21 protein-coding genes are annotated in these 24,076 nt (G+C 51.7%); 5 read left to right on the top strand and 16 right to left on the bottom strand.

What is annotated here, in order from left to right; genetic code table 11:
• Positions 1 to 14 precede the first annotated feature (14 nt).
• Positions 15 to 1,520: a SpoVR family protein gene (locus tag Q399_RS0119940; protein WP_031571706.1), complete on the top strand. Its 1,506-nt coding sequence runs from the start codon at positions 15 to 17 to the stop codon at positions 1,518 to 1,520.
• 47 nt (positions 1,521 to 1,567) lie between these two features.
• On the opposite strand, the gene Q399_RS0119935 is transcribed toward Q399_RS0119940, so the two are convergent.
• Positions 1,568 to 2,527 carry a sensor domain-containing diguanylate cyclase gene (locus Q399_RS0119935; protein ID WP_031571704.1) on the bottom strand — a complete coding sequence of 320 codons (960 nt, stop codon included), beginning with the start codon at positions 2,525 to 2,527 and terminating at the stop codon, positions 1,568 to 1,570.
• A 2-nt stretch (positions 2,528 to 2,529) separates the two neighbouring features.
• Positions 2,530 to 3,513: a response regulator gene (locus Q399_RS0119930; protein WP_245612943.1), complete on the bottom strand. Its 984-nt coding sequence runs from the start codon at positions 3,511 to 3,513 to the stop codon at positions 2,530 to 2,532.
• Positions 3,514 to 3,699: 186 nt separating this feature from the next.
• On the opposite strand from Q399_RS0119930, the gene tpx reads away from it, so the two are divergent.
• Complete coding sequence (tpx, locus tag Q399_RS0119925; RefSeq protein WP_031571700.1) at positions 3,700 to 4,302, top strand: thiol peroxidase; 603 nt, start codon at positions 3,700 to 3,702, stop codon at positions 4,300 to 4,302.
• A gap of 145 nt (positions 4,303 to 4,447) precedes the next feature.
• Positions 4,448 to 4,954 carry an Hsp20 family protein gene (locus tag Q399_RS0119920; RefSeq protein WP_031571697.1) on the top strand — a complete coding sequence of 169 codons (507 nt, stop codon included), beginning with the start codon at positions 4,448 to 4,450 and terminating at the stop codon, positions 4,952 to 4,954.
• Between the two features lie 46 nt (positions 4,955 to 5,000).
• Here Q399_RS0119920 and Q399_RS0119915 read toward each other — a convergent pair whose 3' ends face one another.
• From Q399_RS0119915 to Q399_RS0119855, 12 genes are all read right to left on the bottom strand, one after another.
• Positions 5,001 to 5,768 carry an alpha/beta fold hydrolase gene (locus tag Q399_RS0119915; protein ID WP_031571695.1) on the bottom strand — a complete coding sequence of 256 codons (768 nt, stop codon included), beginning with the start codon at positions 5,766 to 5,768 and terminating at the stop codon, positions 5,001 to 5,003.
• Positions 5,762 to 6,139, bottom strand: coding sequence for an MAPEG family protein (locus Q399_RS0119910; RefSeq protein ID WP_031571693.1), 378 nt, complete (start codon positions 6,137 to 6,139; stop codon positions 5,762 to 5,764). Before Q399_RS0119910 ends, Q399_RS0119915 begins: the two co-directional genes overlap by 7 nt.
• Complete coding sequence (gene hemH, locus Q399_RS0119905) at positions 6,139 to 7,131, bottom strand: ferrochelatase (protein ID WP_031571691.1); 993 nt, start codon at positions 7,129 to 7,131, stop codon at positions 6,139 to 6,141. The genes Q399_RS0119910 and hemH overlap by 1 nt, the downstream gene beginning before the upstream one ends.
• Positions 7,132 to 7,371: 240 nt before the next feature.
• Complete coding sequence (gene adk / locus Q399_RS0119900; RefSeq protein WP_031571689.1) at positions 7,372 to 8,016, bottom strand: adenylate kinase; 645 nt, start codon at positions 8,014 to 8,016, stop codon at positions 7,372 to 7,374.
• Positions 8,017 to 8,263: 247 nt separating this feature from the next.
• On the bottom strand, positions 8,264 to 10,186 hold the full coding sequence (htpG, locus tag Q399_RS0119895) for a molecular chaperone HtpG (RefSeq protein ID WP_031571687.1): 1,923 nt from the start codon (positions 10,184 to 10,186) through the stop codon (positions 8,264 to 8,266).
• A 195-nt stretch (positions 10,187 to 10,381) separates the two neighbouring features.
• Positions 10,382 to 10,984, bottom strand: a complete 603-nt coding sequence (recR, locus tag Q399_RS0119890) for a recombination mediator RecR (protein WP_031571685.1) — start codon at positions 10,982 to 10,984, stop codon at positions 10,382 to 10,384.
• 23 nt (positions 10,985 to 11,007) lie between these two features.
• On the bottom strand, positions 11,008 to 11,334 hold the full coding sequence (locus tag Q399_RS0119885; RefSeq protein ID WP_031571683.1) for a YbaB/EbfC family nucleoid-associated protein: 327 nt from the start codon (positions 11,332 to 11,334) through the stop codon (positions 11,008 to 11,010).
• Between the two features lie 98 nt (positions 11,335 to 11,432).
• Positions 11,433 to 13,730, bottom strand: a complete 2,298-nt coding sequence (gene dnaX / locus Q399_RS0119880; protein WP_031571682.1) for a DNA polymerase III subunit gamma/tau — start codon at positions 13,728 to 13,730, stop codon at positions 11,433 to 11,435.
• Between the two features lie 53 nt (positions 13,731 to 13,783).
• On the bottom strand, positions 13,784 to 14,332 hold the full coding sequence (gene apt, locus Q399_RS0119875; protein ID WP_031571680.1) for an adenine phosphoribosyltransferase: 549 nt from the start codon (positions 14,330 to 14,332) through the stop codon (positions 13,784 to 13,786).
• Positions 14,333 to 14,660: 328 nt separating this feature from the next.
• A complete protein-coding gene (locus Q399_RS0119865) occupies positions 14,661 to 15,398 on the bottom strand; it encodes an HvfC family RiPP maturation protein (protein ID WP_031571678.1) in 738 nt (245 codons plus the stop codon).
• Complete coding sequence (locus Q399_RS0119860) at positions 15,398 to 16,240, bottom strand: HvfB family MNIO-type RiPP peptide maturase (RefSeq protein WP_031571676.1); 843 nt, start codon at positions 16,238 to 16,240, stop codon at positions 15,398 to 15,400. Before Q399_RS0119860 ends, Q399_RS0119865 begins: the two co-directional genes overlap by 1 nt.
• Position 16,241: 1 nt before the next feature.
• On the bottom strand, positions 16,242 to 16,610 hold the full coding sequence (locus Q399_RS0119855; protein ID WP_051686198.1) for an HvfA family oxazolone/thioamide-modified RiPP metallophore: 369 nt from the start codon (positions 16,608 to 16,610) through the stop codon (positions 16,242 to 16,244).
• 284 nt (positions 16,611 to 16,894) lie between these two features.
• Between Q399_RS0119855 and Q399_RS21780 the strand changes: the two genes are divergently transcribed.
• Positions 16,895 to 17,272, top strand: coding sequence for a hypothetical protein (locus Q399_RS21780; protein ID WP_051686197.1), 378 nt, complete (start codon positions 16,895 to 16,897; stop codon positions 17,270 to 17,272).
• 90 nt (positions 17,273 to 17,362) lie between these two features.
• Positions 17,363 to 19,189 carry a tetratricopeptide repeat protein gene (locus Q399_RS0119845; protein ID WP_169739333.1) on the top strand — a complete coding sequence of 609 codons (1,827 nt, stop codon included), beginning with the start codon at positions 17,363 to 17,365 and terminating at the stop codon, positions 19,187 to 19,189.
• A gap of 6 nt (positions 19,190 to 19,195) precedes the next feature.
• Here Q399_RS0119845 and Q399_RS0119840 read toward each other — a convergent pair whose 3' ends face one another.
• Together Q399_RS0119840 and Q399_RS0119830 are read right to left on the bottom strand one after the other, a co-directional pair.
• Positions 19,196 to 20,794: a tetratricopeptide repeat-containing sulfotransferase family protein gene (locus tag Q399_RS0119840; RefSeq protein WP_031571669.1), complete on the bottom strand. Its 1,599-nt coding sequence runs from the start codon at positions 20,792 to 20,794 to the stop codon at positions 19,196 to 19,198.
• A gap of 135 nt (positions 20,795 to 20,929) precedes the next feature.
• Complete coding sequence (locus Q399_RS0119830; RefSeq protein ID WP_031571667.1) at positions 20,930 to 23,794, bottom strand: TonB-dependent receptor domain-containing protein; 2,865 nt, start codon at positions 23,792 to 23,794, stop codon at positions 20,930 to 20,932.
• Positions 23,795 to 24,076 lie beyond the last annotated feature (282 nt).

The following is a 24,076-nucleotide window of genomic DNA, read 5'->3' as shown; positions in this document are numbered from 1 at the left end:
AGAAGGAGATTTTTATGTCGGCAAAAAAGAAAGTACAGCCGTTATCAGATGGTCCGGACTGGAGTTTTGAGCTGCTGACGCAGTATCAGACTGAAATTGAACGGGTCGCCCGTTTTTACAAACTGGATTATTACCCCAATCAGATAGAAATCATTACAGCCGAACAGATGATGGACGCATATTCCAGCGTAGGCATGCCCATTGGTTATAACCACTGGTCATACGGCAAAAAATTTATCCAGACCGAACAAAACTACAAACGCGGCCACATGGGGCTGGCCTATGAAATCGTGATTAACTCCAATCCCTGCATCGCCTATCTGATGGAAGAAAATACCATCACTATGCAGGCTCTAGTGATGGCGCATGCCTGTTACGGCCACAATTCATTCTTTAAAAACAACTATTTATTCAAAACCTGGACGGACGCGTCATCGATTATCGACTACCTGGTGTTTGCGAAAAAATACATCAGTGATTGTGAAGAGAAATACGGCCTGAACGAAGTCGAAGACATTCTGGATTCCTGCCATGCCCTGATGAACTACGGCGTCGACCGCTATAAAAGACCGCAAAAAATCTCGATGGATGAAGAGCAACGCCGCCAGCAGGACCGGGAAAAATATCTGCAATCGCAAGTCAATCAGCTGTGGCGTACTATCCCGAATAAAGAATCGGTGAATCAGCCAGTTGAGCAACATTATCCAAAAGAGCCGCAGGAAAATATCCTGTATTTCATCGAAAAAAATGCTCCTTTGCTCAAACCCTGGCAGCGCGAAATTGTGCGGATCGTGCGCAAAATCTCGCAGTACTTTTATCCGCAAAAACAAACCCAGGTGATGAATGAAGGCTGGGCAACTTTCTGGCACTACAACATTCTGCAGCATCTGTATAACGAAGGGCTGGTCAGTGATAAGTTTATGCTGGAAGTACTGCATAACCACACCAATGTGGTGTATCAGCCACCCTACAATTCAAAATATTACTCCGGTATCAACCCTTATGCGCTCGGGTTTGCCATGTTTACCGACCTTCGCCGGATCTGTGAAACACCAACCGCCGAAGACAAAGAATGGTTCCCGGATATCGCCGGCTCGGACTGGGTAGAAACTTTGCATTTTGCCATGCAGAACTTTAAAGACGAGAGTTTTATCAGCCAGTATTTGTCGCCCAAAGTGATTCGGGATTTTCATCTGTTTGGTATTGTCGATGACGACAAAGAACAGCAGCTTGAGGTCGCCGCTATTCACAACAGTGCCGGTTATCAGAAAGTGCGGCAAATGCTGTCCGCGCAATATAACCTCAGTAACATCGAACCGAATATTCAAGTGTATAACGTCGATGTAACGGGAGATCGTTCTCTGACGCTGCGGTTTGTGCCCAATCAACGGGTGCCGCTGGCGGATAATTTTCCGCAAGTGTTGAAGCATTTACACCGGTTGTGGGGCTTTACCGTCCGGTTAGAACAACTGAACGACGATAACAGCAGTAAAATTTTAGGTATGATGCCACCGGAATAAATCAGGCCGGCAAACGCCGGCCTGATTTATGTTTTTCTGACGCAGCACTATTTGTCGGCAACCGTCACCCGGTTGCGGCCTTCAGCCTTAGAGGTGTACAACGCTTTGTCTGCGGCTTCAATCCACTGCCTGTGTTCAAGCATGTCAGCTTTATATTCAGCGATCCCGACACTGACGGTAGCCTTCAGCAGCTGCTGATTAAACTCCATCGACAGCCCCTCCACAGTTTTACGCAAGCGTTCGGCGAAATACAGCGCCTGATCTGCAGAGGTATCAACCAGCAAAACGGCAAACTCTTCGCCACCATAACGGCCTGCTACATCCGTTTCACGCAGATTCTTTTTCACCGCTTGTGCGACCTGACGGATCACCACGTCGCCGGCGGCATGACCATAGTTGTCATTAATGCGCTTAAAGTGATCGATATCGCACATCAACAAAGTGCCCTGGTGCCCGCTGCGTTTTAAGCGCTTAAATTCATTTTGCAGCGCCTCTTCCCAGGTGCCGCGATTGTTCAGCTCGGTGAGAAAATCAGTTTTTGACAGCTGACGCAACTGACCATTCATAGACTCCAGTTCCAAGCGGCTAGTGGCGACATCGGTCACGTCATAAATAATCATGCACAGGTGCGTCACCACGCCACGCAGGTCCGTGATCGGGAAAATCGTGCTGTTCTGATACATGTAGTCGGCAACACCGGTGATAGGCCGATAGTTGCGGAATTTAAAAATAAAGGGCCGCTGTTCCCAGATTGTAAAAGCGCGGTTTTTCAGCAGGATCACCGGGTCACATTTACGTCTGAGCCAGTCTTCATCAATTTCTGAGAACAAATCAAACAGATAGCGATCTCGCACCTGCCGCGGGGTCAGGCCGCTGTGGTTTTCCATAAAGCCGTTCCACACCTGAATTTTATAATCAGCTGTGAGTACAACCAGGCCCACATCCACGGTCTGGAACATATCGAGCAGCCAATGCACCTCGGCAACTTCGGGACTGATATTTTGCATAGTTACTCTTCTAACAGGAATTCGACTTTGTAATTCAGTGTTTTAATACTGTCTTCGGTAAACAGCAGCAGCAAATCACAATTGATGTTGTAGTTCTCGATGCCATAGCTGATTTCAATCGCAAGGGTGCGTTTCCAACGCCTTGCATTTGCTTTAATCATTTCACTGACCGGTGCATGTTGGCCCAGCACCACCGGGTGCCCCTGACTGAACGACATATCAATTTGTTCAGCGAGGCCTTTGAGTACAGCACCAATCAGAATATTGCCGATATCCATCAGCAACTCGAGTTCTGTTTTCGAAGTTAACTTCCCTTCGTATTTCAGCAATTTAGCAATGTCAGCGAAGCTGGAGTCATTCAAAATCAACAGCGCTTCACCGGACACGCCACCACCGATAAACCCCTGACAAACAGCGGATGTAGTTTGTTTTTGTTCCACTGACGCGATCGCCATATGTAACTCACTGACTTCAATCACGTTTACATTCGGGATTGGCAGTTTCACGAAGACTTTCAGCAGTCGCGCCAGCAAATCGCCAGCCTGCCCCATCGCTACGTTGGTCAATTCCTGAAACACATCACGTAACACCGGATCTAATGCAAAATTGGCACTGCTGTGATGGTTGGCGGCAAAGGCGCGATCCAGCACTTTCTGGCTGTCCTGCACCGTATGAACCGCGTTGAACTGTTGCAGCACTTCCTGCAGTTTTTCCGCCGACACGGGTTTTTTAATAAAATCGAGGGCGCCAAATGCCAACACCCGTTCGCGGGCTTCTGGTTGGATGTCGCCGGAGACGACCACCACTTTCACCGGAATTTGTTGAGCCTGAATGGCCTGTAACACGCCATATCCATCCAGAATTGGCATATTTAAATCGAGGAATAGCAAATCGATGGGTTGGCGTTTCAGCACCTCCATCGCTTCCTGGCCATGACCGGCAAAACTGACTTTATCCTGCCAGTCTGCCGGCAGACTACGGGCCATTTGCTTTCGGGCTAAATTTGAATCATCACAGATTAGGACAGCTGCTACCATTCAAGACTCACAACGCAGAGGGATATGAACCAGTGTAGCGCCTACGGTCGTAATATGCGAACCTGTCCCGGCTTTTGCCGGATGAATTTTTCACTGTTAGTCTCTGTATTCCATACTTTTTTAAAAGGAACTCCTATGTTAAAAGCTGTAGCCTCTGCATTTTTGTTGCTAAGTAGTCCCCTGCTGTTGGCGGCTGATTTAACCGCCAACCTGCCGGTTAGGCTGTCTGAAGTTAAAGCCGGCGAGCGGCCACTGGAATTGCAAGGCACACCAGTCGCATTACAAACCCTGGCACCAGATTTTAAAGTGGCGGATGCCAGCTTTAAACCGGTTAAACTGAGCGATTTTGCCGGTAAAACCGTGCTGATCAGTACAGTCCCAAGCCTGGACACCGGTGTCTGCTCAATTCAAACGAAAAAATTTAATCAGGAAGTCAGCGCATTACCGGCCGACGTGGTGATTCTGACCATTTCCAACGATTTACCTTTTGCGCAGAAACGCTTCTGCCAGAAAGAACAGGTCGACAAATTGTTGGTGTTGTCCGATGCAGTTTGGGGTGATTTCGGTTCCAGTTATGGCTTGCGGATAAAAGACATGGGCTTATTAACCCGCGCCGTGCTGATTGTTGATCGCAACGGCAAACTGGTGTACCAGCAGCTGGTGCCCAAACTGTCTGAAGAGCCGGATTACACCGCAGCCTTGAGTACACTGAAGCAATTTGCCGGTAAAAAATCTTAATTCCACCGCTTGAAAAAAGACTGACAAACCTTATTAAAGGGATATGGCAAGGCCGCGACGCGGCTTGTTATATCCCGGCCTCCGCCAATTGGGTTGGCCATTAACTGTCTGATTTGCTTAACAAAGAAATTAGTGAGGTTTGACTATGCACGCTTTTGATTTCAGCCCTTTTTACCGTTCATTTATCGGTTTTGATCACCTGGCCAACCTGATGGATGCAGCCGCCCGCAATGAAAAACAACCGGCTTATCCGCCATACAATATTGAAGTCACCGGGGAAGATCAATACCGCATCACCATGGCTGTGGCAGGTTTTGAACCGCACGAACTCAGCATTGATACTGAGCGCAATACATTGTTTGTCCGCGGGCAGAAGAGCGACAAAACCGAAGACCGTCGTTTCCTGCATCAGGGCATTGCCGAGCGCAATTTTGAACGCAAATTCCAGTTGTCGGATTATGTCCGCGTGACAGGCGCCACAGTGCATCATGGTTTATTGCATATCGAACTGCTGCGCGAAATTCCGGATGCGTTAAAACCACGTAAGATTGCCATCCAGACCGGCCAGCCAACCGCAGTGCTGCCCCAGCAACCAGCAGCCAACACTGAACTGGTGCAGGATGCAGTGGTTCTGCCGACCGGCACCAATTAAACAATTTAATAAAAGATAAAGCCGCATTCTGCGGCTTTATCTGTTTTTACCCCTGCAAAAACTGCAAAATAAGCGGATTAACCAGCTGAGGATCAGTCACAGGCCCCATATGACCGCAATTGAGCGTGACTAATTCGGCCTGCGGCAACGCGTCAGCTAATGCCCGCGCAATACGCTGTGCTGGCGCCCGGCTTCTGCGCCCCGTCAACATCAACACTTTATCTGGTATTGCGCCAGCATAGTCAGCAAAGCTCGCAGGTTCCTGACTGAGCGCCTGGAAATCCAGTGTCACCTTTGCGACCTGAGCTGCCATTTGTTGTTGCATTCGCTGCGGTAAGGCAGCGAAAAAACCATCCTGCTGCCAATAATCGATAAAACGCTGCGCGGCAGCCTCATCAGGCAAGTTGGGTAAAGCATCAGCCAGAGTCCGCACTTCCTGCCATAAACTGCTGGCATCGGGTAGTTGCGGCAATAAATGAAAAGCCACTGGCTCAAACAGCACAAGCTTGTTGATTTTTAGCTGTTGGCAACGTGCCAGATGTAGTGCCAACGCTCCGCCATAGGAGTGCCCCACCAGGTCAACCGGCTGTTCTCTGAGCTCTGCCGGAACCTTTTGCAGTAAAGCTTGTGCTTCTGCAGCCAAAGACCAGGGTTGCTGCCGGGGTAAATCAGTGCCGCCATAACCAGTCAAATCCGGCAACAAACACTGCCTATTGGCAGAAAGTTCGCTGACAAGGCCAAGCCACTGCCGATGGCTGGACATCGAACTGTGCAGTAATAAAACCGGCCTGCCGCTGCCCAGTTGTTTTACCATGTATTGAGCAGCAAAAATGCTGCACCACACAACAAGGCAATGAAAGTCGCAATCATGCCTAAAAAGCGGGGAATTGAGGTGCCGCTGGACCGGCTTAATCCGGTTAAATGCAACAAGCGACCACCCAAAGTCAACACGCCTAACAGATGTATTTGCCAGGAGGCAGCCTGCTGTTGCTCGGCAATCAACATAATCACCAACAAAAGCGGTACATATTCGGCGAAGTTGCCATGGATGCGGATAGCTTTAATCAGTTCCGGTTGTTGACCATCGCCTAAGCCAACGCGCAGTTTAAAGCGCTGACGCACCACCGCTAACGCCAGCACGACATACATCACGGCCAAAATGGCCGCATAGATTGCTGTGATCATTACCACCCCGATAATTGTTGTTGGACTAGTTGCTGAAACACCCGAATATGGCATGGCGCCGAGTTCAGCGCCGGAATATATTGATAATCAGTGCCACCGGCGTGCAAAAATACTTCTTTATTTTCAACGGCGATTTCTTCCAGAGTTTCCAAACAATCCGCCGCAAACGCCGGACACAACACCTGCAATCGTTTCACACCCTGCGCTGGTAATTTCTCCAGTAATTCATCGGTATAAGGCTGCAGCCATTTTTCTTTGCCGACACGCGACTGGAAGCTGACCAGCACCTGCTCCGGCGTTAAGCCCAGGTCCTCTGCCAGATTGGCGGCAGTTTCGCGGCAATGCCGCTCATAGGGGTCGCCCAGACGGACAAAACGCTCCGGGATGCCGTGGAAGGACAACAGCAATTTGTCGGCCTGACCATGTTGCTGCCAGAACATTTGCACCGAACCTGCCAGAGCTTTGCGATAGACCGCCGTGTGGTGATAGTGTTTGACCAGGCGGATTTCGGCAATATCACGGCGTTGCTGCTGATACAACGCGATTTGGTCGGAAATAGCCGCTGTGGTCGTGGCCGAATATTGCGGATACAGCGGTATCACTACAAAACGGCTGACGCCGTGCGCAGTCAAATCATCCAGCACCGACGCAATCGATGGCGAGCCATAAGTCATGGCGTAACGCACTTGTACCGGTGTATCACTTAATTCCAGGCGTTTGGCCAGCGCTTCGGTCTGACGCTCAGTGATCACCCGCAGTGGCGAGCCTTGTTCCCACCAGATCGACTGATAAAGCTTCGCCACACGACGGCCACGAAACGGCAGGATAATACCGCGCAGAATGCACTGCCATAAAATCGCCGGATAATCGACAACACGTTGATCAGACAAAAATTGTTTCAGATAACGCTGCACCGCAGGCACTGTCGGTTCATCTGGCGTGCCCAGATTGACCAGAACCACCGCGTATTCAGAGACTGCACGTTCTAACATGGCATAAACTCTTGGAAATTATGCGAAATTGGCTCAAAGTCTACCATTTTCGCATCAATGAGAAAGCAGAAAAAACCGTTCAGTTGCCGCGAAAAAAACGTTGCAGACCAACCGGCGTGTAAACAAGGCCGTCATTTAGCAATCACCCCGGCCATGCAAATGACCGCGTCTTGCCGGCAAAAACAACAAAGCCCACTGGCGTGGGCTTTGTCTGTATTCTGCAATCCTGCTGCGCTGGGTTTAACCAAGCAGTTCGCCGAGGATTTTGCTAACGGCATCAACCGCCTGCGTGCCATCCAGGTGGTGATACTGAGTCAGACCTTGTGCGGCTTGATTACGGTAATAACCGACCAGTGGTTCAGTCTGTTCGTGGTAAACACCTAAACGCTTGCGGACGGTTTCTTCTTTATCATCATCGCGGATCACCAGGTCTTCACCTGTGACATCGTCTTTACCGGCCACTTTTGGTGGATTGTAAGTAACATGGTAAACGCGACCTGAAGCCGGATGCACACGGCGACCACTCATGCGTTCAACAATGACATCGTCCGGCACATCAAATTCAATCACGTGGTCAACCAGCACGTCGTTATCTTTCATCGCATCCGCTTGCGGAATAGTGCGCGGGAAACCATCTAACAAAAAGCCTTTGGCACAATCCGGCTTGGCGATACGCTCTTTCACCAGACCGATGATGATTTCATCAGAGACCAGCTGACCTGCGTCCATCACCTGCTTAGCGGCGAGGCCCATTGCAGTGCCCTCTTTGATGGCGGCACGGAGCATATCTCCGGTAGAGATTTGCGGAATACCGTACTTGTTCATCAAAAACTGTGCCTGTGTTCCTTTACCGGCACCAGGTGCACCCAACAGAATAATTCGCATACCAAAACCTCGGTTTTTCAGAAACGGTTCCAAATGTTATAAGCGCTGGATCTTTACATAATGTCAGTCAGCAGACAAGGAATTTGTCGGCTGCTCAGAGCAGCCAGCGGCAAGCCGACTTTAGTACTAACTCCGGTCTAACCGCAGTATGCACAAAAATGCCGGCTAAACACTATTCGACGATAGTTGCACGGCAAATAAACAAAACCCGGCATAAAACCGGGTTTTGTCAGTATTGCACTGTGTACTATTTCGCCAGCGACATCAACAGGCTGTTTAACCGCGTGACAAATGTCGCCGGGTTTTTCAGGCTGCCGCGCTCGGCCAGCAGCGCCTGTTCAAACAGTACTTCGGCCCATTGCTTAAACTGTGCTTCGTCCTGCACGTCCGCCACATGGCGCACCAGCTGATGCTCCGGATTCAGTTCAAAAATCGGTTTCACTTCCGGTACTTTCTGGCCAACAGATTCCATCAGTTTGATCATCTGCGTGCTCATATCAAACTCGTCGGTGACGACGCAAGCCGGGCTGTCGGTCAAACGATGACTGACTTTGACATCTTTCACCTGGTCGCCCAGTGCTGTTTTAAAACGCTCTGCCACGGCGGCAAATTGTTTTTCTGACTCTTCCTGGGCTTTTTTGGTGTCTTCGTCATCCAGCTTCGACAGATCTAAGCCGCCTTTGGCCACTGAACGCAGTTTTTTACCGTCAAATTCAGTGAGGTGCTGCATCAGCCATTCGTCGATACGATCGGATAACAGCAGCACTTCGAGGCCTTTTTTGCGGAACACTTCCAAATGCGGACTGTGTTTCGCGGCTTCGTAGCTGTCGGCGACCAGGAAATAAATCTCGTCCTGACCTTCTTTCATCCGGCTGACATAAGCCTCTAAACCAACGCTTTGTGTTGCGCTGTCTTCGTGCGTTGAAGCAAACCGCAGCAGCTTGGCGATGCTTTCTTTATTCGCATGATCTTCAGCCGGGCCTTCTTTTAACACCTGACCAAATTCAGTCCAGAACGTCTGATATTCGCTTTGGTCTTCAGCTTTGGCCATTTTTTCCAGCATTTTCAGCACGCGCGAAGTGCAGCCCTTGCGCAGGCTCTGAGTCACTTTAGTATCCTGCAGAATTTCACGCGATACGTTCAGTGGCAGATCGCTGGAGTCCAGTACGCCTTTGATAAAACGCAAGTAGCTTGGCATAAACTGCTCGGCGTCATCCATGATAAAGACACGCTGTACATAGAGTTTCAGGCCATGACGGGCGTCGCGGTTCCACAGGTCAAACGGCGCTTTTTTCGGCACATATAACAGGCTGGTGTAGTTGGTATTGCCTTCAACTTTGTTGTGGCTCCAGCTCAGTGGCTCTGTCCAGTCGTGGGAAATGTGCTTGTAGAATTCGTTGTATTCGTCGTCACTGATTTCAGATTTATCCCGCATCCACAGGGCAGTCGCTTTGTTAACGGCTTTCCAGCTGCCTTCGGTCGCCGGGATGGTCTCGCCGTCTTCTTCCCGCGCTGGAGTGCCTTCTTCCCACATTTCAACCGGGATGGAGATGTGATCAGAATATTTAGTGATGATACTTTCGACTTTCCACTTGCTTAAAAACTCGGACTCGCCTTCGCGCAGGTGCAGGATAATGTCGGTCCCGCGGCTGGTTTTGTCCGCTGGTGCCAATGTGTAATCGCCTTCACCGGCTGATTCCCATTCCACTGCGCTGTCCGGCGCGGCACCAGCTTTTAACGTGCGTACTGTGACTTTGTCGGCGACGATAAATGCCGAATAAAAACCAACACCGAACTGACCAATTAACTTGGAATCTTTGCTCTGGTCGCCGCTTAACTGCGAGAAAAATTCTTTAGTACCGGATTTGGCAATAGTACCTAAGTGACTGATCACTTCATCCCGCGTCATACCAATACCATTGTCGCTGATGGTAATGGTTTTGGCCGCTTCATCCAGAGTCACGCGGACGCGTAAATCACCGTCATTGCCGTACAGGCTGCTGTCCGATAAGGCCAGGAAACGTAGTTTGTCAGCAGCATCAGACGCGTTGGAGATCAATTCACGCAGGAAAATTTCTTTGTTGGAATACAAAGAATGGATCATCAGTTGCAGCAACTGTTTGACTTCGGCCTGAAAGCCATGGGTTTGTTTTTGTGTTGTTTCAGTCATCTACCGCTCCTTTCACACTCAATTCTTCGGCCTGGCACTGGCAACGGCGAACACCGCGCACCAGCGAGCCTGTTCATTCGGCTTCAGATATGAGGTCGGGGGATTTTTTTTCAAGGGCTTTGACTGAGAAGGCCCAACAACAGAGGATAAACGAATAACCACCAGCCGGAAGGCTGCAATCAGATTCGTGGGGATTTAAAACGGTTTGCGGCCGCTCAGCGCATAAGACAAGGTACTGCCGTCGAGGTACTCCAGCTCACCGCCAACCGGCATGCCCTGCGCGAGGCGCGAGACCTGAATATTGTGTTTCCGGCACAGTTCGGCGATATAAAACGCGGTAGCTTCACCTTCAACCGTCGGATTGGTAGCCAGGATCACTTCTTCGATTTTGCCTTGTACCAGTTGTTGTGACAAAGCATCGAGGCCAAGCTCTGCCGGCCCCACGCCATCAAGTGGTGACAGCTGGCCGCGTAAGACGAAGTAACGGCCTGCGAATAAACCGGTTTGTTCAATAGCAAACAAATCTGCGGCACTGGCGACGATACAGAGCACAGAACTCTGCCCGCGAATGGGATGGGCGCAGATCTGGCAGATCTGGCCCTCACAAAAAGTCCGGCAACGCTGGCAATGCCCGACTTTACTCATGGCCGCCTGCAGTGCATCCGCCAGCTGCAGGCCCGCTTCGCGATTGCGTTCGAGCAACTGATAGGCCATCCGCTGCGCTGATTTTGGCCCGACCGACGGCAGGACCCGTAACGCATCAATCAGCTTTTGCACCAGCGGCGTATGTTTACCCATCAATAACCTCAGCCCGCAACTGCTTAGAATGGCATTTTAAAGCCTGGTGGTAACTGCATGCCGCCAGTGACAGAGGCCATCCGCTCTTTGCTGGTTTCTTCGACGCGACGCACCGCATCGTTAATGGCTGCAGCGATTAAGTCTTCCAGCATTTCTTTGTCGTCAGCCATCAGGCTGTCATCGATGCTGATGCGGCGTACGTTGTGATTGCCCGTCATTGTGACTTTCACCATGCCGGCGCCGGCTTCACCGGTCACTTCCAGCCGGGCGATTTCTTCCTGCGCACGCTGCATTTTTTCCTGCATCGCCTGCGCCTGTTTCATGATGTTACCCATGCCACCTTTAAACATAATCTTTACTCTCAGCTGTATTGATAATGGCGGCCAAGATAATCACAAAGCCGCAAAATTACAAGATTTCGCCTGTACGCAAGGCACAGACTGTCGAATTAAAATACTTCCAGGCTGTCAGGCAGCCATTCGGCAGCAAAGTCCTGCATCAGGCCGCATAAAGCCGGATCCCGCTGCAGCAGCTGGTGCACATAACGCCGGCGCGCTGCATCGATGCGTTGTTGCAGCGCTTGCGGGCTGGTCGGGACTTCATCGACAAACTCCACCTGCACCGTCAGTAGCCTGCCAAAAGATTCGGACAACACCGTCTGCAACTGGGCTCTGTTGCGCTCTGAATCCAGATGTTTTTGTGTCGCGTTGACCTGTAACACTAAATGATCGTCTGTCAGTTGCATGCTGCTGTGCAGTAAAAATAACCGCATCAGCCCACCGATACGCAGACTGTCGATACGCTTGGCCCATGCGTCCACCTGACTGCTGCTGCGTACGGCAAAGTTACCGGCATGGATCTCGCCGTCAAACCGCAAATCAGCATCTGTTGAAGCAACCGTTTCCACTTCGGCAATGGCTTCACTGGCAAAATCCAGATTGTCCGGCTCGTCCGGTACGGCCAGGCTTTCCAGCAAGGCGTGGCGGATCGGCTGCACCGGTGCTGGCGTATAGTCCTGCTGCCATTGCCACAGCTCAGTGCTGTCAGTGGTTTCGCTGCCGTCGGCCGGATCTGTGTCTTCGTCTGTGGCGGTTGCGATAAGCAGTGCAGCAGGCTGTGGCTCATCATCGTCCAGCAGTTCAACCATATCGCTCGCGGCAGGCTCTACCGGCAATTCCTCCCAGGGCGGGATCTCTGCAGGGCTTGTCAGCGCAAGGCTGGCAACAACCGGGGCCGGCACAGCAGCGACAACTGCAGTTGGCTCAGCAGATAAAACAGGCTGTGCCTGCACTGCCGGCGCAATGGCCGCTCTGGGTGGTAATGAAACTGGCGCCTGCTGGCGCTCAGACTTTTTTGGCTCGTTCGACGCCGCGCGTTGCAGACCACGACGGGCCAGAATACTGGCGGTCACCGAATCAATGCCGCTCTCTGATGTTGGAACTACAACTGGCTCAGCTTCAGGCACAACTGGTGGCAACTCGGCTACTGGCGGAACCACCGCTGGTTCCGGCTGCAGTTGAGCGACCTGCAGCTGCGGAGCTCTCGCTTCCGGCGCAACTACAGCAGTCACCTGCTCTGGCACAGCAGTCGGCTGTGCTGTCGACATTGCAGCAGACAACGCAGCAGCGCGCCCTGCACTCACCTCCGGCACAGCACCGGCTTTGGCCGGCACAAAGGCAATAGCGCGTAATAACGCCATTTCCAGGCCAATGCGCGGCTCTGGCGCATAAGGCAGATCGCGTTTGCCGGATAACAATAACTGGTAATACAACTGAATAGTTTCCGGCGCATGCGTTTTCGCCACAGCGCGGACAAAAGCTGATTCAGTCAGTGCCAGCTCAGAAGCACTTAATTGATACTGTGACAACGCCGCCAGATGCAGCAAGGACAACATGTCATCCAGCACCGCCTGAAAATGGCTGTGGCTGCTGACAAGCTGCTGCAAATGCGCCTGCATTGCGGCTAAATCGCGGTTCAGTACATCCTGCAGCAGAATTTCGGCCCAGCTTTGCTCGAGGAAGCCAAGCATCTCGCGCACGGCACCAAGGCGGATGTCGCCGTTGGTCTGGGCGATAGCCTGATCAGTCAGGCTCAACGAGTCCCGCAAACTGCCTTTGGCGGCACGCGCCAGCAAGGCCAGCGCTTCTTCTTCGGCAGCAATGCCTTCCTGGCCGAGGATATAGCTCAGATGCTGCTTAATCTGGCTTTGCGATAAGGCTTTTAAGCTAAACTGCAGGCACCGCGACAGCACGGTGATCGGCAGCTTTTGCGGATCAGTGGTCGCCAGCAAAAACTTCACATGCGGCGGCGGTTCTTCCAGCGTTTTCAGCAGCGCATTAAAGCTGTGTTTAGACAGCATATGCACTTCGTCGATGAGATAAACCTTGTAACGACCGCGGGTTGGTGCGTATTGCACGTTGTCCAGCAAGTCGCGGGTATCTTCGACTTTGGTCCGGCTGGCAGCGTCAATTTCCATTAAATCAACGAAAAAGCCTTTGTCGATTTCGGTGCAGGCACTGCAAATGCCACAAGGCGTCGCAGTGACGCCCTGTTCGCAATTGAGGCTTTTGGCAAAGATGCGGGCTATGGTGGTTTTACCCACGCCGCGGGTGCCGGTAAACAAATAAGCGTGGTGCAGTCGGTTTTGCGTCAGCGCGTGTGTCAGCGCAGTTTTGACATGCTCCTGCCCCACCAGCTGACCAAAGTTTTGCGGCCGCCATTTACGCGCCAGCACCTGATAACTCATCTGTTCACCTTGTCGGAAATTGCGCCGGCTTTGTGCCTGCAGCCTGGCCGGGTTTAATGACCCGGAAAATCAACCAGGCTGTGGATGGTCAGACCCAGTGCTTCCAACCTTTGCTGGCCACCTAAATCCGGCAGATTCACCACAAAAGTCGCGTCTGCAACCTGACCACCTAATCGACGTACCAGTTTGGTTGTGGCATCAATAGTACCACCAGTCGCCAATAAATCGTCAACTAACAGGACTTTATCTTCTGGTGTAATGGCATCCAGATGAATTTCCAGGGTGTCCTGACCATATTCCAGCTGATAACTTTCCGCAATGGTTTCACGGGGCAGTTTGCCAGGTTTACGTACCGGCACAAAAGCCACGCCCATAGCATAAGCCAGAGGTGCGCCAAAAATAAAACCACGCGATTCAGTGCCGACAATTTTCGTAATGCCATGGCCACTATAATGCTGTTTCAAATGGTCGATTACAGCAGCAAAGGCAGCGCCGTCCTGCATCAGACTGGTTACGTCACGAAATAAAATACCTGGCTTCGGATAGTCCTGTACTGACTTGATGACTTGCTCAAGTACGCGGCTTAATTCGGTATGCGTCATGGAAAAATCTCTTTATTCAATTCGATAAAAAAACCGCCTGCAGGCGGTTTTTCGGTCTGGTTAGCCGGCTTAGCCTAAGATGCGTAACCAGGTGACCAGTGGTGGCTGGCACAACAGCAATACAAACACAGCGACAAAGCCTAACAAATGCCACACGCTGAAGGATTCTTTAAAATTCTCGTCTGCCATCGACATCTTTCCAGTGCAAAATAAGGGGGCTCGATTTTAATGAAAAACATTGGCAATAGCCAGTGCTTGTAGGTGTCAGCGGCGGCATTTTTCGCCGAAAAAAATCAACCGGAACTCCCGGTGCTTGCGCTCGTTGTGGCTAGGATTTTCCATCCGCTGTGACAACAATGCCACGGGCGGCAAAATCGCTCAACAGCGGGGTGGCCTGTGATAACAGCTGCTGGTTGTTCCACTCTGGTACATAAGGCTGCAACCAGTCGATGTAAGTGCCAAGATGCTGGCCCGGCTCTGCTGTGATCAACTGCAACAAAGCAGCGCTCCAGGCATTGAGTTGCAAAAAGCGGACTCTGTCCTGTTCATCGCGGTACAACAGCAAAAACACCGGCTGCGCGGCAGGCTCTGTGGGTTGAAACTGCAAGGAAATTTGCTGCACCGGATATTGATAACAACAGAGTCGTACCAGTGGCGACATCGCTAAAATACGGTCGGGATCAAATGACCACCCCACAGGTGCGACTGCCAGATCTGTCGCCAGTGCCAGCTCCAGCCATTCGTATTCGGCCAGCTGCAGCGCAAAGCCAGGCAACTGCGAGGCCGCCTCTGGCAACCACAGCAAAAATGCTTTGGAAATATCGAGAAAATACGGGCTGTGTAACTGTGCGTCGCGGAAAAACTGCCTGCACAGTGCTTGCCATTGTGTGTCTGGCAACAAGGAGCGCAACACAGGAAAAGCGCTGCTGACAAAATTCTGCACGTTGTTGAAAAACAGCTCTTCGTAAACAGCCATTCGTTCCGGCCTGATGCCGGGGGGCAGTGGCGCTGACGGGTCTTTAATCCGGCGGATAAACGCCAGTTGTTGTTGCTGAAATTCCTGCATCAACATGCTCCCAGCGTCATAGCATTCTCTTGCTGCAGCTGACGGATCTGCGTGAGCTCAGTTAGTAATTCAGCCAGCGGCGGCAGATTAAAATCACGCTCCAGCAGCGTCGGAAACACGCCATGACAGCGGTATGCTTCGGCGAGTAACGCCCAGACCGGGTCATTGACTGCGCTGCCGTGGGTATCAATTAACAAATCCGAGCTTTGCTGCAGGTGACCGGCGACATGGCCATAACGGATGCGCTTGGTTGGCAGCGCCCGCAAAAACGCGGTGGCGTCATAACCGTGGTTGATGGAATTGACATAGATATTATTGACGTCCAGCAGCAGGCCACAGTCGGCCCTTTCTAACACCTCAGTCAAAAACTCCAGCTCAGTCATGGTCGACTCTGGCGTGGCGTAATAAGAAATATTCTCCAGCACCAGCTCCTGTTCCAGCACATCCTGTACCTGCCGGATGCGTGGCACCAGATAATCAATGGCTTGCGGGCAAAACGGCACCGGCATCAGATCATACAAATGGCCCTGTCCGGAGCAGTAACTCAGGTGCTCGCTATAAAGCAGTACCTGATGCTGACGGAAAAACTGCTTCAGCTGCGCCAAAAACTGCAGATCCAAAGGATCAGGCCCGGCGATCGACAAAGACAGACCGTGGCAGATCAGTGGGTAGTGCGATGCAATCTCAGTAAACTGGCGGCGCAGCGAGCCGCCGAAGGGGATCCAGTTTTCCGGCGCCACTTCGATAAAATCGATGCCGTGCCCACTTTGTTGTCCGCTTTGTAATAAAGGGGCGAGCAACTCGCGCCGAAGCCCCAGCCCCACCCCTTTTAGTTTTGGCATCTTAATTCATGCCACCGCATTTGCCTTCTTTGGATTTATCAGTGGCCGCTTTTTTATCGCCACCACATTTACCTTCGCCGCACTTCCCTTCACCACACTTCCCTTCTTTGGCTTTGTCAGCACCCGCAGCTGCTTTTTTATCGCCACCGCATTTGCCTTCGCCACACTTGCCTTCGCCACATTTACCTTCTTTGGCTTTTTCTTCAGCTGCTTTTGGATCTGAGGCCTGTTGCGCTGCACCATCCGGCGTTTGCTGATATCCGGCGCTCAGTTCAGTCGCCTGAAACGCCTGTGCTGTACCACTTAAACCGGCAAGGGCTGACAACATCAGACCACCTAAGGCTGCTTTGACTTTTTGCTGTTGATTCATCTGCTTTATCCTTTTGTTGTATCACTCATTTGGTTTGTTTTATCGGTTTATGACCGACCGATATCACACCAGACCGTGGTTATGTGGAATTTATTTCCGCCGAGCATAGTAAAATTTTGCAATGCAAGGAAGCTTTACCACGCGCTCAGCGGGGAGCAGGCCGTGACGAAAGGCGACAGCAGAAATTTTACGGCTACCGTAACCTGCTTTGATCTGCATCAGCACAACAACCATCGGCTTTTGCCACACTGCAGGTTCATTCTTCTTTCACCGCTGAGGATGTTATGCATAAGTCGCTCGTTCCGGAATTACGTGGTCAGTTACAGCAGGAACTTCAGCAGCTGCGTCAGGACATTTTTGCCTATCTGCAACGTGACCATGCCGGCGAATTTGACCACCTGTTACTGCAATTAGAACATCAGGCGCTCAGCCACTGGCCTGAGCTACTAAGGCATTGGCTGACACCAGAGCTGGAACAGAAAACCCGCCGGCTGGAGCTGGTGCAGGCTGCGCTCAGTCAAATGGATATGGGACTATACGGCCTGTGCTCCGACTGCGAAGCCCGGATCGAACGCGAACTGTTGCAGCAAGACCCGGCGCGGCAACGTTGCGCACGTTGTGAACGCTTGCAACAGGAGAGCAGGAACCGGGCCTGTTGCTGACATCCTGCATAAGGGCGGCGCGACGCGCTGGCCGCTCTGGCTGTTTTTCTGTTAATTTAGTGCCATTCTGTTTTGAATTCAGTGTAGATGATGCACGCTCAGCAAATCCTCCAGGCGGCAGTTGCCGCTTTTAGCCAGGGCCAGCAGGCCCGTGCCATGCAGTTAGCGCTGCAGGCGTTACAGTTGCAGCCGGAACAGCCGGATGCGCTGCATCTGCTGGCGCTGTGTGCCCGGCAGCAAGGCCAGCCCGATCAGGCGCTGCAATATTTCAAACGCAGTCTGCAGGCCGCGCCCACACAAAGTGCGGTCTGGTCGAATTACGGCAATTTGTTACAACAGCTTGAACAACATGAAGCCGCAGAGCAGGCCTATCAGCGGGCCCTGCAACTTGCACCAAATCAGGCCGACAGCTGGCTCAATGCCGGTCTGCTGGCAATGCGTCAGCAACAACCGCAACTGGCTAAAGACAGACTGCAAAAAGCACTGCAACTGCGCCCGGATGACTCACGTTGTTATGCACCACTGGCCAGTTGCCTGGCACAGCTTGAACAGGTCAATGCCGCATTGCAGCTGCTGGACCAAGCGCTGACACGCTGGCCGGCACAGACACAGCTACTCTGGCAAAAAGCCCAGCTGCTGCGGGAAAGTCTACAAGCCGCGGCTTCAGCAGACATTATTAATCAGCTGCTGACGACTACACCAGAACAGGCCGAATTCCATTTTATGGCGGGTTGTCTGCAACATGATTTAGGCAATGACGCAGGCGCCGAAGCAGCGCTATTGCAGACGATAACCCTGCAACCGCTGCATATCGGTGCGCACGAAGCACTGAATCAGCTGTACTGGCAGCAGCAAGATCTGGCGAAATTCCTGCAACTAACCCGACAGACACTGGCAGCAAATCCGCAAGCATTGAACCTGCGTTACGCCCTGGCCACACTATTAATTCAGTCTGGTGACGATCCGGCGGCCACGCAGCTGTTACAGGATGGCATCGTATTGCATGGCCGGCAGGCGGATTTGCTGCATGCACTCGGCGTTCAGCTGGCAAAACAAGGTGATTTGGCAGGTGCAGCCGTATTGACCGCTGAAGCCTTACAACAGCAGATGCCACCGGCATTTCGGGTTCGGGCATTGATAGACGCCGCCAATTACGCTATCCGGCAACAGCAACCGGCGCAGGCTGAACAGCTGTTGCAACAGGCTAAAGAGCTCAGTCCACACGACCAGGAGATCTGGGCCTATTTAGGTACATGCTGGCGCTTACAGGGCGATGAAAAAAACCACTGGCTGAATAACTACTCTTCATTGATCGACGCAAGGCCGTTGCCGACACCAGCCGGTTATCAAAATCTGGCAGAATTTCTGGCGGTCCTAAACCCGGTGATCCGGCGACTGCACACCAGCACACGTCAGCCTTTAGATCAGAGTGTGCGCGGCGGAACTCAAACGCTCGGCAGGCTGTTAGCAGAGCCTGATCCGGTGATCCAGCAATTTCGCGCCGCACTGGAACAACGCATCAACGAGTATCTCCGGCGGCTGCCAATTGACGCGCAACATCCACTACTTTGCCGTAACACCGGCAAGTTTCGTTTCTCCGGCAGCTGGTCAGTGCGTCTTGGCAATGAGGGCTTTCATACCAACCATGTGCATCCGCAAGGTTGGTTGTCAGCATGTACCTATCTCGACTTACCGGACTGCATCCGGCCGGACGACCTGCACCGGCAAGGCTGGTTAAAACTTGGCGAAACTTCCCTGCACCTTGGTGAGCATGAACAAGTGGCGCAGGCGATTTGCCCGGAACCGGGCCTGGTGGTGTTATTCCCCAGTTTTGTCTGGCATGGCACCTATCCGTTTAAAAGCGCTGCAGGCAACAGTTACCGCATGACCGCCCCCTGCGACATCATGCCGGTCTGAATCCAGTCAGACCGGATTGCCCTCTGCATCAATCAAACCTGCGGCAAACAGGCGCTCGCGCACTGGCTGTAGTTCATCAGCAAATTGCCGCCACTTTTGCACGGACTTTTGATGAATGGGTTGACGCACCTGAGCAGCACTGGCCGTAGTGGAAGCGGATTTCGCCTGGTGAAAGGCCAGCAAATCCTGCTGCCACGGCAATCCACACCAATCCAGAATGCGTTTTGCCTGCTGCTCAGGCGCTGCAACAACCTGTTCATAATGCACATCGAGTATCTGTCCTGGCAGTACCTGATGCCAGTGCGCCATCAGCTTTTTGTATTCGATAAAATAATCAGCCAGTTCGTCGAGCTGATATGAAAACGAATAAACCTGATTAAACAAAGTTTTATAAATGGCAAAACAGGTGTCGAGTGGATCTCGGACTAAATGAATGATCCGCGCATGTGGCAACGCCTTTTTAATCAGGCCGGCATAAATAAAGTTAAACGGCAGTTTATCGATGAAAATAGGCTTACCCTGCGCCATTGACGCAGCCTGGTGCAGATAACGCTCGCCGAGTGCCGGATAATCCAGCTGCAGCGCGGCTTCCACCAGTGACTGCCGGCCTTGTACCTGCCGCGCCGCCAGCGCCACTTCCAGCGGGAAATCCGGGAACTCGCCAATAGACACCACGTCAGGGTGTTGGCCAAGAATACGTTCAACCAAAGTCGTGCCGGTGCGTGGCATGCCCAGAATAAAAATCGGCCGCAGCGTTGACGTTGTATCAGCGGCAGAGACTGGTTCGGAGTGGGCAAAAAAGTCTTCATTAAAATGCTGGCGCATTGCAGCAAAAGTAGCGAACTCTGTCGCGGCGTCGTACTGCAACTGCTGACGCTTTAGGGTGGCTGCCTGACGCAGGGCGGCAAATGCTGCGGCATATTGCCCAGTATCTTCCAGTTCCTTCGCCAGCGCATAGCCTGCGCCTACGGCATCTTTCGGCTGTAATGAAGGCTGCGCCAGTCGCTGGCGTAGATCTGCGATGTGATTGTGTTCAGCAGTAGCTGTCTGTGTCGCTGACCGCAGATGCAACACGTTGCCGGCCAGAGGTAGTTGTTCCAGCACCAGTGCCAGATTACTGCGCGACGCTGTCATTTGATTTAAGAAAAACTGCGCCAGAGCTAAATCAAATCGCAGGCCGGTATGTTGCGGTGCCCAGGCCACTGCCTGTTCCAGCCAGGGTAAAGCTGCTGCCGGGTCGTCCAACCCACTGAAGACCGCCGCTACCGCACGATAAAAACCAGCATCCTGCACCGGTGTCTCTGTCACTAAAGCCAGCGCCTGCCGACAATCCTGTCGGCGCCGCTCCGCCAGATAATACTGGGCCAGCCGCAGTGCGGCCGGCCCCTGTTCGTCAGCATGACGGCAAATCAAAGCAAACACTTGCAAAACTCTCGAATCATCATGCCGCTGCAGTGCTAATTCCAGCGCCAGCTGTCGCCACTGCGGATGGTCCAGCTGATATTGCTGTAAAAAACCATCTACCCACTGAAACTGCTGCTGGCGTAATGCCTGATAGGCTTGCGGCAAATAACGGAGAAAAGACGACAACACTTCTGAAGACATACAAATTCCAACTGAGGAAAGACGGTATTGCTGATGTCCCGACATGCGCCGCAAGCAACAGGCGCATGTCGGGACGATAAAAATTCCTGAAAAAAAAGCCGGCGAAAGCCGGCTTTTTTCGGGTTCAACTTCGGATTAGAAGCGAACTGTTACGCTGGCGTGCAGGTAACGACCCAGTGTGTCGTAGTAACCTGATACGGTGTTCGCGTTTGTAGACAGAGTCAGACCAACCATTGGTGGCTCTTTGTCCAGTACGTTGTTCACACCAGCCAGTAAGCTGACATGGTCGTTCACGTCAAATGAACCAACTAAGTCCAGGTAGCTCTGAGCACTGATACCGTTCGGGATCAGCTTGTCAGTAGTACCTTTGTAGTCCACTTTGCCGTAGTAACGCCATTTCGCCGTTGCTGACCACCAGTCACCAGTAGTGTAGCTGGCTGACAGCGTGTGACGCCATTTCGGCTGAGCGAAACAGTCAACACTGACGTTACCAGAACAGTCATAAGTTGCTGATGCGTTGCCTGGCAGAGACTCGTACTCTTTCTTCATGTTGACAGAGCCGATCATCTTCACGGTCAGCTTACCACCGAACACTTCCTGTTCGTAGTTAGAGCTGACGTCGATACCACGCCAGTGACGGCTGGCTAAGTTGATGTTCGTCGCTTGAACGTAACCAGCAGTACCTAACCACAGGCTGCCGTTCGGGGCACGTACCACGTTGTTACAGAAAGCTGCAACGCCGGTCAGCGCACACTGGTCAACAGTTAACTGAGCAGACACTGCACCGATAACTTCGTCCAGCTGGATATCCCAGTAGTCAATTGACAGGTTCAGGTTGTCCAGTGGCTGGCCAACAACACCAAATGACATAGTGTCAGCAACTTCTGGTTTCAGCTCCGGGTTACCACCGAACACGCCGTTGTACTGACCAGCAGGGCTTGCAGAGATTTTGCCATATTGTGCGGCAGACACACCAGTATTAGCACATTGTGCAGCAGTATACTTCGGCGATGCGCCTGAACAGCCATCAGTACCGCCCCACAGACCGTTGGTTTGTGGAGAGAACAACTCGCCAACGTTTGGAGCACGTACAGCGCGGTTGTAGCTGGCGCGGATTTTCCAGTCATCAACCGGTGTCCAGTCCAGTTCAGCTTTGTACGTTGGCTCACTGCCTGAAGTTGAGTAATCAGAGTAACGACCGCCCAGACCTAAAGTCACGTCTTTGAAGATACCGAAATCTTCAACCAGCGGAATGCTTAATTCGCCGAATACTTCTTTCACGGTGTAACCACCTTCGATAGAAGGAGTCTGACCGCCCTGACCTAACAGTAAGCCTTTAGCGAAAACTTCGTCCGCAGTACGTTCGAATTTGTTTTCACGGTGTTCAACACCGATTACAGCTGCAACCGGCATAGAGTGTGATGGCAGGTTAAAGCCCAGCTCACCAGAGGCGAAACCGTTCAGGATAGTTTCTGAAGTCACACCTTTCATGACCGCAGTACCAGTCAGGTTAGCTGCCTGAGCTGAAGTGATACCCTGATATTTAAACACTTGGTAAGGGATACATGAGCCAGTACATGGATCAGCACCTTCAGCACTTAACGCCTGAGCGATACGTGGACCGAAGAAGTCGTTCAGGTAAGAAACGCCTGAAGTAGTCACACCGTGTTGGAATGACACGTCATAAGACCATGTGTCATTGATGATACCTTCAGTACCAGTCACGATACGGAAAGAAGTGTGTTCCAGGTCTGATTGACGTGGGCCGCCTTCAACGTTCCGTTTACCAATGTATGCAGCAATAGTTTCAATATCATTACCGAATGCGGAACGGAACTGAGCACGTTGAGCATCGCTGAACAGCGGGTTATTGATATCTAAGTGATATTCTTCCGCATAGAAAGTACCTGATTCGGCGATTTGTGCCACAGTACGGTCGTTCATGAACGACACTTCTAAGTACGGACGAACATATTCACTGATTTCATAGTTGGCGAACGCACCTAAAGTGTAACGCTCGTCCGGACGCATGAAGTGGTTGATTGGTGCGTAGTTGTAGATGTTACCAACTGATGGAATGAACTGGCTGCTTGAATTCAGAGTCCAGAACTGTTCCTGACCGTAGTCAGTTTCACCGTCCACTACCGGGTAGAAGTAGAAGTTAGGCACGATGGCGTTACCAGAACCACCACAACCTGTACCTGGATCGTTCAGCGCACAGCTTGAATAGTCACGGGCTGACTGACGCAGCTCGTCAACCTGACGCCAAGTCGCATAAGCAGTCACATGACCTTTAGAACCTAATGAACCACCCATGGTCAGGTCGATATTGCCGGTTTTACCGTCAATACCTGAGCTGCCTGTAGGGTACTCAAACTTACGTTTGTCCATCAGACCCTGAATATATTTGTTGTCGTTGTCGTGCTGGTAACCTGAACCACCTAAAGTCAGTTCCATGCCTTCGAAATCTTTTTTCATTACGAAGTTCACAACACCCGCAACAGCGTCTGCACCATAAGTTGCAGAACCACCACCGGTCAGCACTTCGACGCGCTCAACCAGGGCTGAAGGGATTTGGTTAACGTCAGCAGCACCGGCGTTGTAGATACCGCCCGGTTGCAGACGGCGACCGTTGACCAGTACTAAGGTACGCTGTGCACCCAGACCACGTAAGTCCAGTGTCGCGTTACCAGAAGCGCCGTTTGCCTGGAAAGAAGTTTCAGAAGCTTCGATTTGTGGCAGGCTGTTCATCAGGTCTTCGATTTTGGTGAAACCTGACAGTTTGATTTCTTCAGAAGAAGTGATTTGAACCGGGCTGGCAGTTTCAACGTCAACACGTTTAATCCGCGAACCTGTTACTTCAATACGTTCAACTTTATCTTTTGCTTCTTCTGTCTGCTCTTGGGCAGACACTGAGGCTGAGGTAAAAGCCGCAGTAGAAGCAGCACCGAATGCAAGGGCAATACGCACGGCATTTGCTGTTTTATTGTTACTAAACATTATTATCTCCCTGGACCACTTAGCAGTGATTTTGTTGTCTGTAAGTCAACTGACATCGCCCGTAATACCGGTAGTTCGGGCAATTTTTCCCGCGATGTGCGGAAACTGACCACTGGATAATAAGAGTATTTTTTTGCATGGGTCAACCGCTTTTACACAAATTACTGGTCATTTGCATGAACGCCGGGAACTTATTGCAACCCTTGCAGTCGTGCAATTTTCTGCCACTTTGGAAATGTTTTGGTCAAAAGAAAACTGCTTCAGGTAAATATGTTTATTAAA

Origin of the sequence: Rheinheimera texasensis DSM 17496 (assembly GCF_000711985.1) — a bacterium.
Classification (GTDB): Bacteria; Pseudomonadota; Gammaproteobacteria; order Enterobacterales; family Alteromonadaceae; genus Pararheinheimera; species Pararheinheimera texasensis.
The sequence above is the reverse complement of the archived record's forward strand: the minus strand, read 5'-3'. Positions and strand labels throughout refer to the sequence as shown.

Excerpts from the sequence above, each read along its gene's own strand:
- dnaX (WP_031571682.1), bottom strand. The coding sequence starts at position 13,730 with ATGAGTTATCAGGTGCTGGCGCGTAAATGGCGGCCGCAAAACTTTGGT.
- Q399_RS0119935 (WP_031571704.1), bottom strand. The coding sequence starts at position 2,527 with ATGCAAAATATCAGTCCCGAAGTTGCCGAGGTGCATTGGCTGCTCGAT.
- Q399_RS0119840 (WP_031571669.1), bottom strand. The coding sequence starts at position 20,794 with ATGTCTTCAGAAGTGTTGTCGTCTTTTCTCCGTTATTTGCCGCAAGCC.
- Q399_RS21780 (WP_051686197.1), top strand. The coding sequence starts at position 16,895 with ATGCATAAGTCGCTCGTTCCGGAATTACGTGGTCAGTTACAGCAGGAA.
- Q399_RS0119855 (WP_051686198.1), bottom strand. The coding sequence starts at position 16,610 with ATGAATCAACAGCAAAAAGTCAAAGCAGCCTTAGGTGGTCTGATGTTG.
- apt (WP_031571680.1), bottom strand. The coding sequence starts at position 14,332 with ATGACGCATACCGAATTAAGCCGCGTACTTGAGCAAGTCATCAAGTCA.
- Q399_RS0119915 (WP_031571695.1), bottom strand. The coding sequence starts at position 5,768 with ATGGTAAAACAACTGGGCAGCGGCAGGCCGGTTTTATTACTGCACAGT.
- adk (WP_031571689.1), bottom strand. The coding sequence starts at position 8,016 with ATGCGAATTATTCTGTTGGGTGCACCTGGTGCCGGTAAAGGAACACAG.
- Q399_RS0119845 (WP_169739333.1), top strand. The coding sequence starts at position 17,363 with ATGCACGCTCAGCAAATCCTCCAGGCGGCAGTTGCCGCTTTTAGCCAG.
- Q399_RS0119865 (WP_031571678.1), bottom strand. The coding sequence starts at position 15,398 with ATGCAGGAATTTCAGCAACAACAACTGGCGTTTATCCGCCGGATTAAA.
- Q399_RS0119885 (WP_031571683.1), bottom strand. The coding sequence starts at position 11,334 with ATGTTTAAAGGTGGCATGGGTAACATCATGAAACAGGCGCAGGCGATG.
- hemH (WP_031571691.1), bottom strand. The coding sequence starts at position 7,131 with ATGTTAGAACGTGCAGTCTCTGAATACGCGGTGGTTCTGGTCAATCTG.
- Q399_RS0119830 (WP_031571667.1), bottom strand. The coding sequence starts at position 23,794 with ATGTTTAGTAACAATAAAACAGCAAATGCCGTGCGTATTGCCCTTGCA.
- tpx (WP_031571700.1), top strand. The coding sequence starts at position 3,700 with ATGTTAAAAGCTGTAGCCTCTGCATTTTTGTTGCTAAGTAGTCCCCTG.
- Q399_RS0119930 (WP_245612943.1), bottom strand. The coding sequence starts at position 3,513 with ATGGCCCGTAGTCTGCCGGCAGACTGGCAGGATAAAGTCAGTTTTGCC.
- recR (WP_031571685.1), bottom strand. The coding sequence starts at position 10,984 with ATGGGTAAACATACGCCGCTGGTGCAAAAGCTGATTGATGCGTTACGG.
- htpG (WP_031571687.1), bottom strand. The coding sequence starts at position 10,186 with ATGACTGAAACAACACAAAAACAAACCCATGGCTTTCAGGCCGAAGTC.
- Q399_RS0119920 (WP_031571697.1), top strand. The coding sequence starts at position 4,448 with ATGCACGCTTTTGATTTCAGCCCTTTTTACCGTTCATTTATCGGTTTT.
- Q399_RS0119940 (WP_031571706.1), top strand. The coding sequence starts at position 15 with ATGTCGGCAAAAAAGAAAGTACAGCCGTTATCAGATGGTCCGGACTGG.
- Q399_RS0119860 (WP_031571676.1), bottom strand. The coding sequence starts at position 16,240 with ATGCCAAAACTAAAAGGGGTGGGGCTGGGGCTTCGGCGCGAGTTGCTC.
- Q399_RS0119910 (WP_031571693.1), bottom strand. The coding sequence starts at position 6,139 with ATGATCACAGCAATCTATGCGGCCATTTTGGCCGTGATGTATGTCGTG.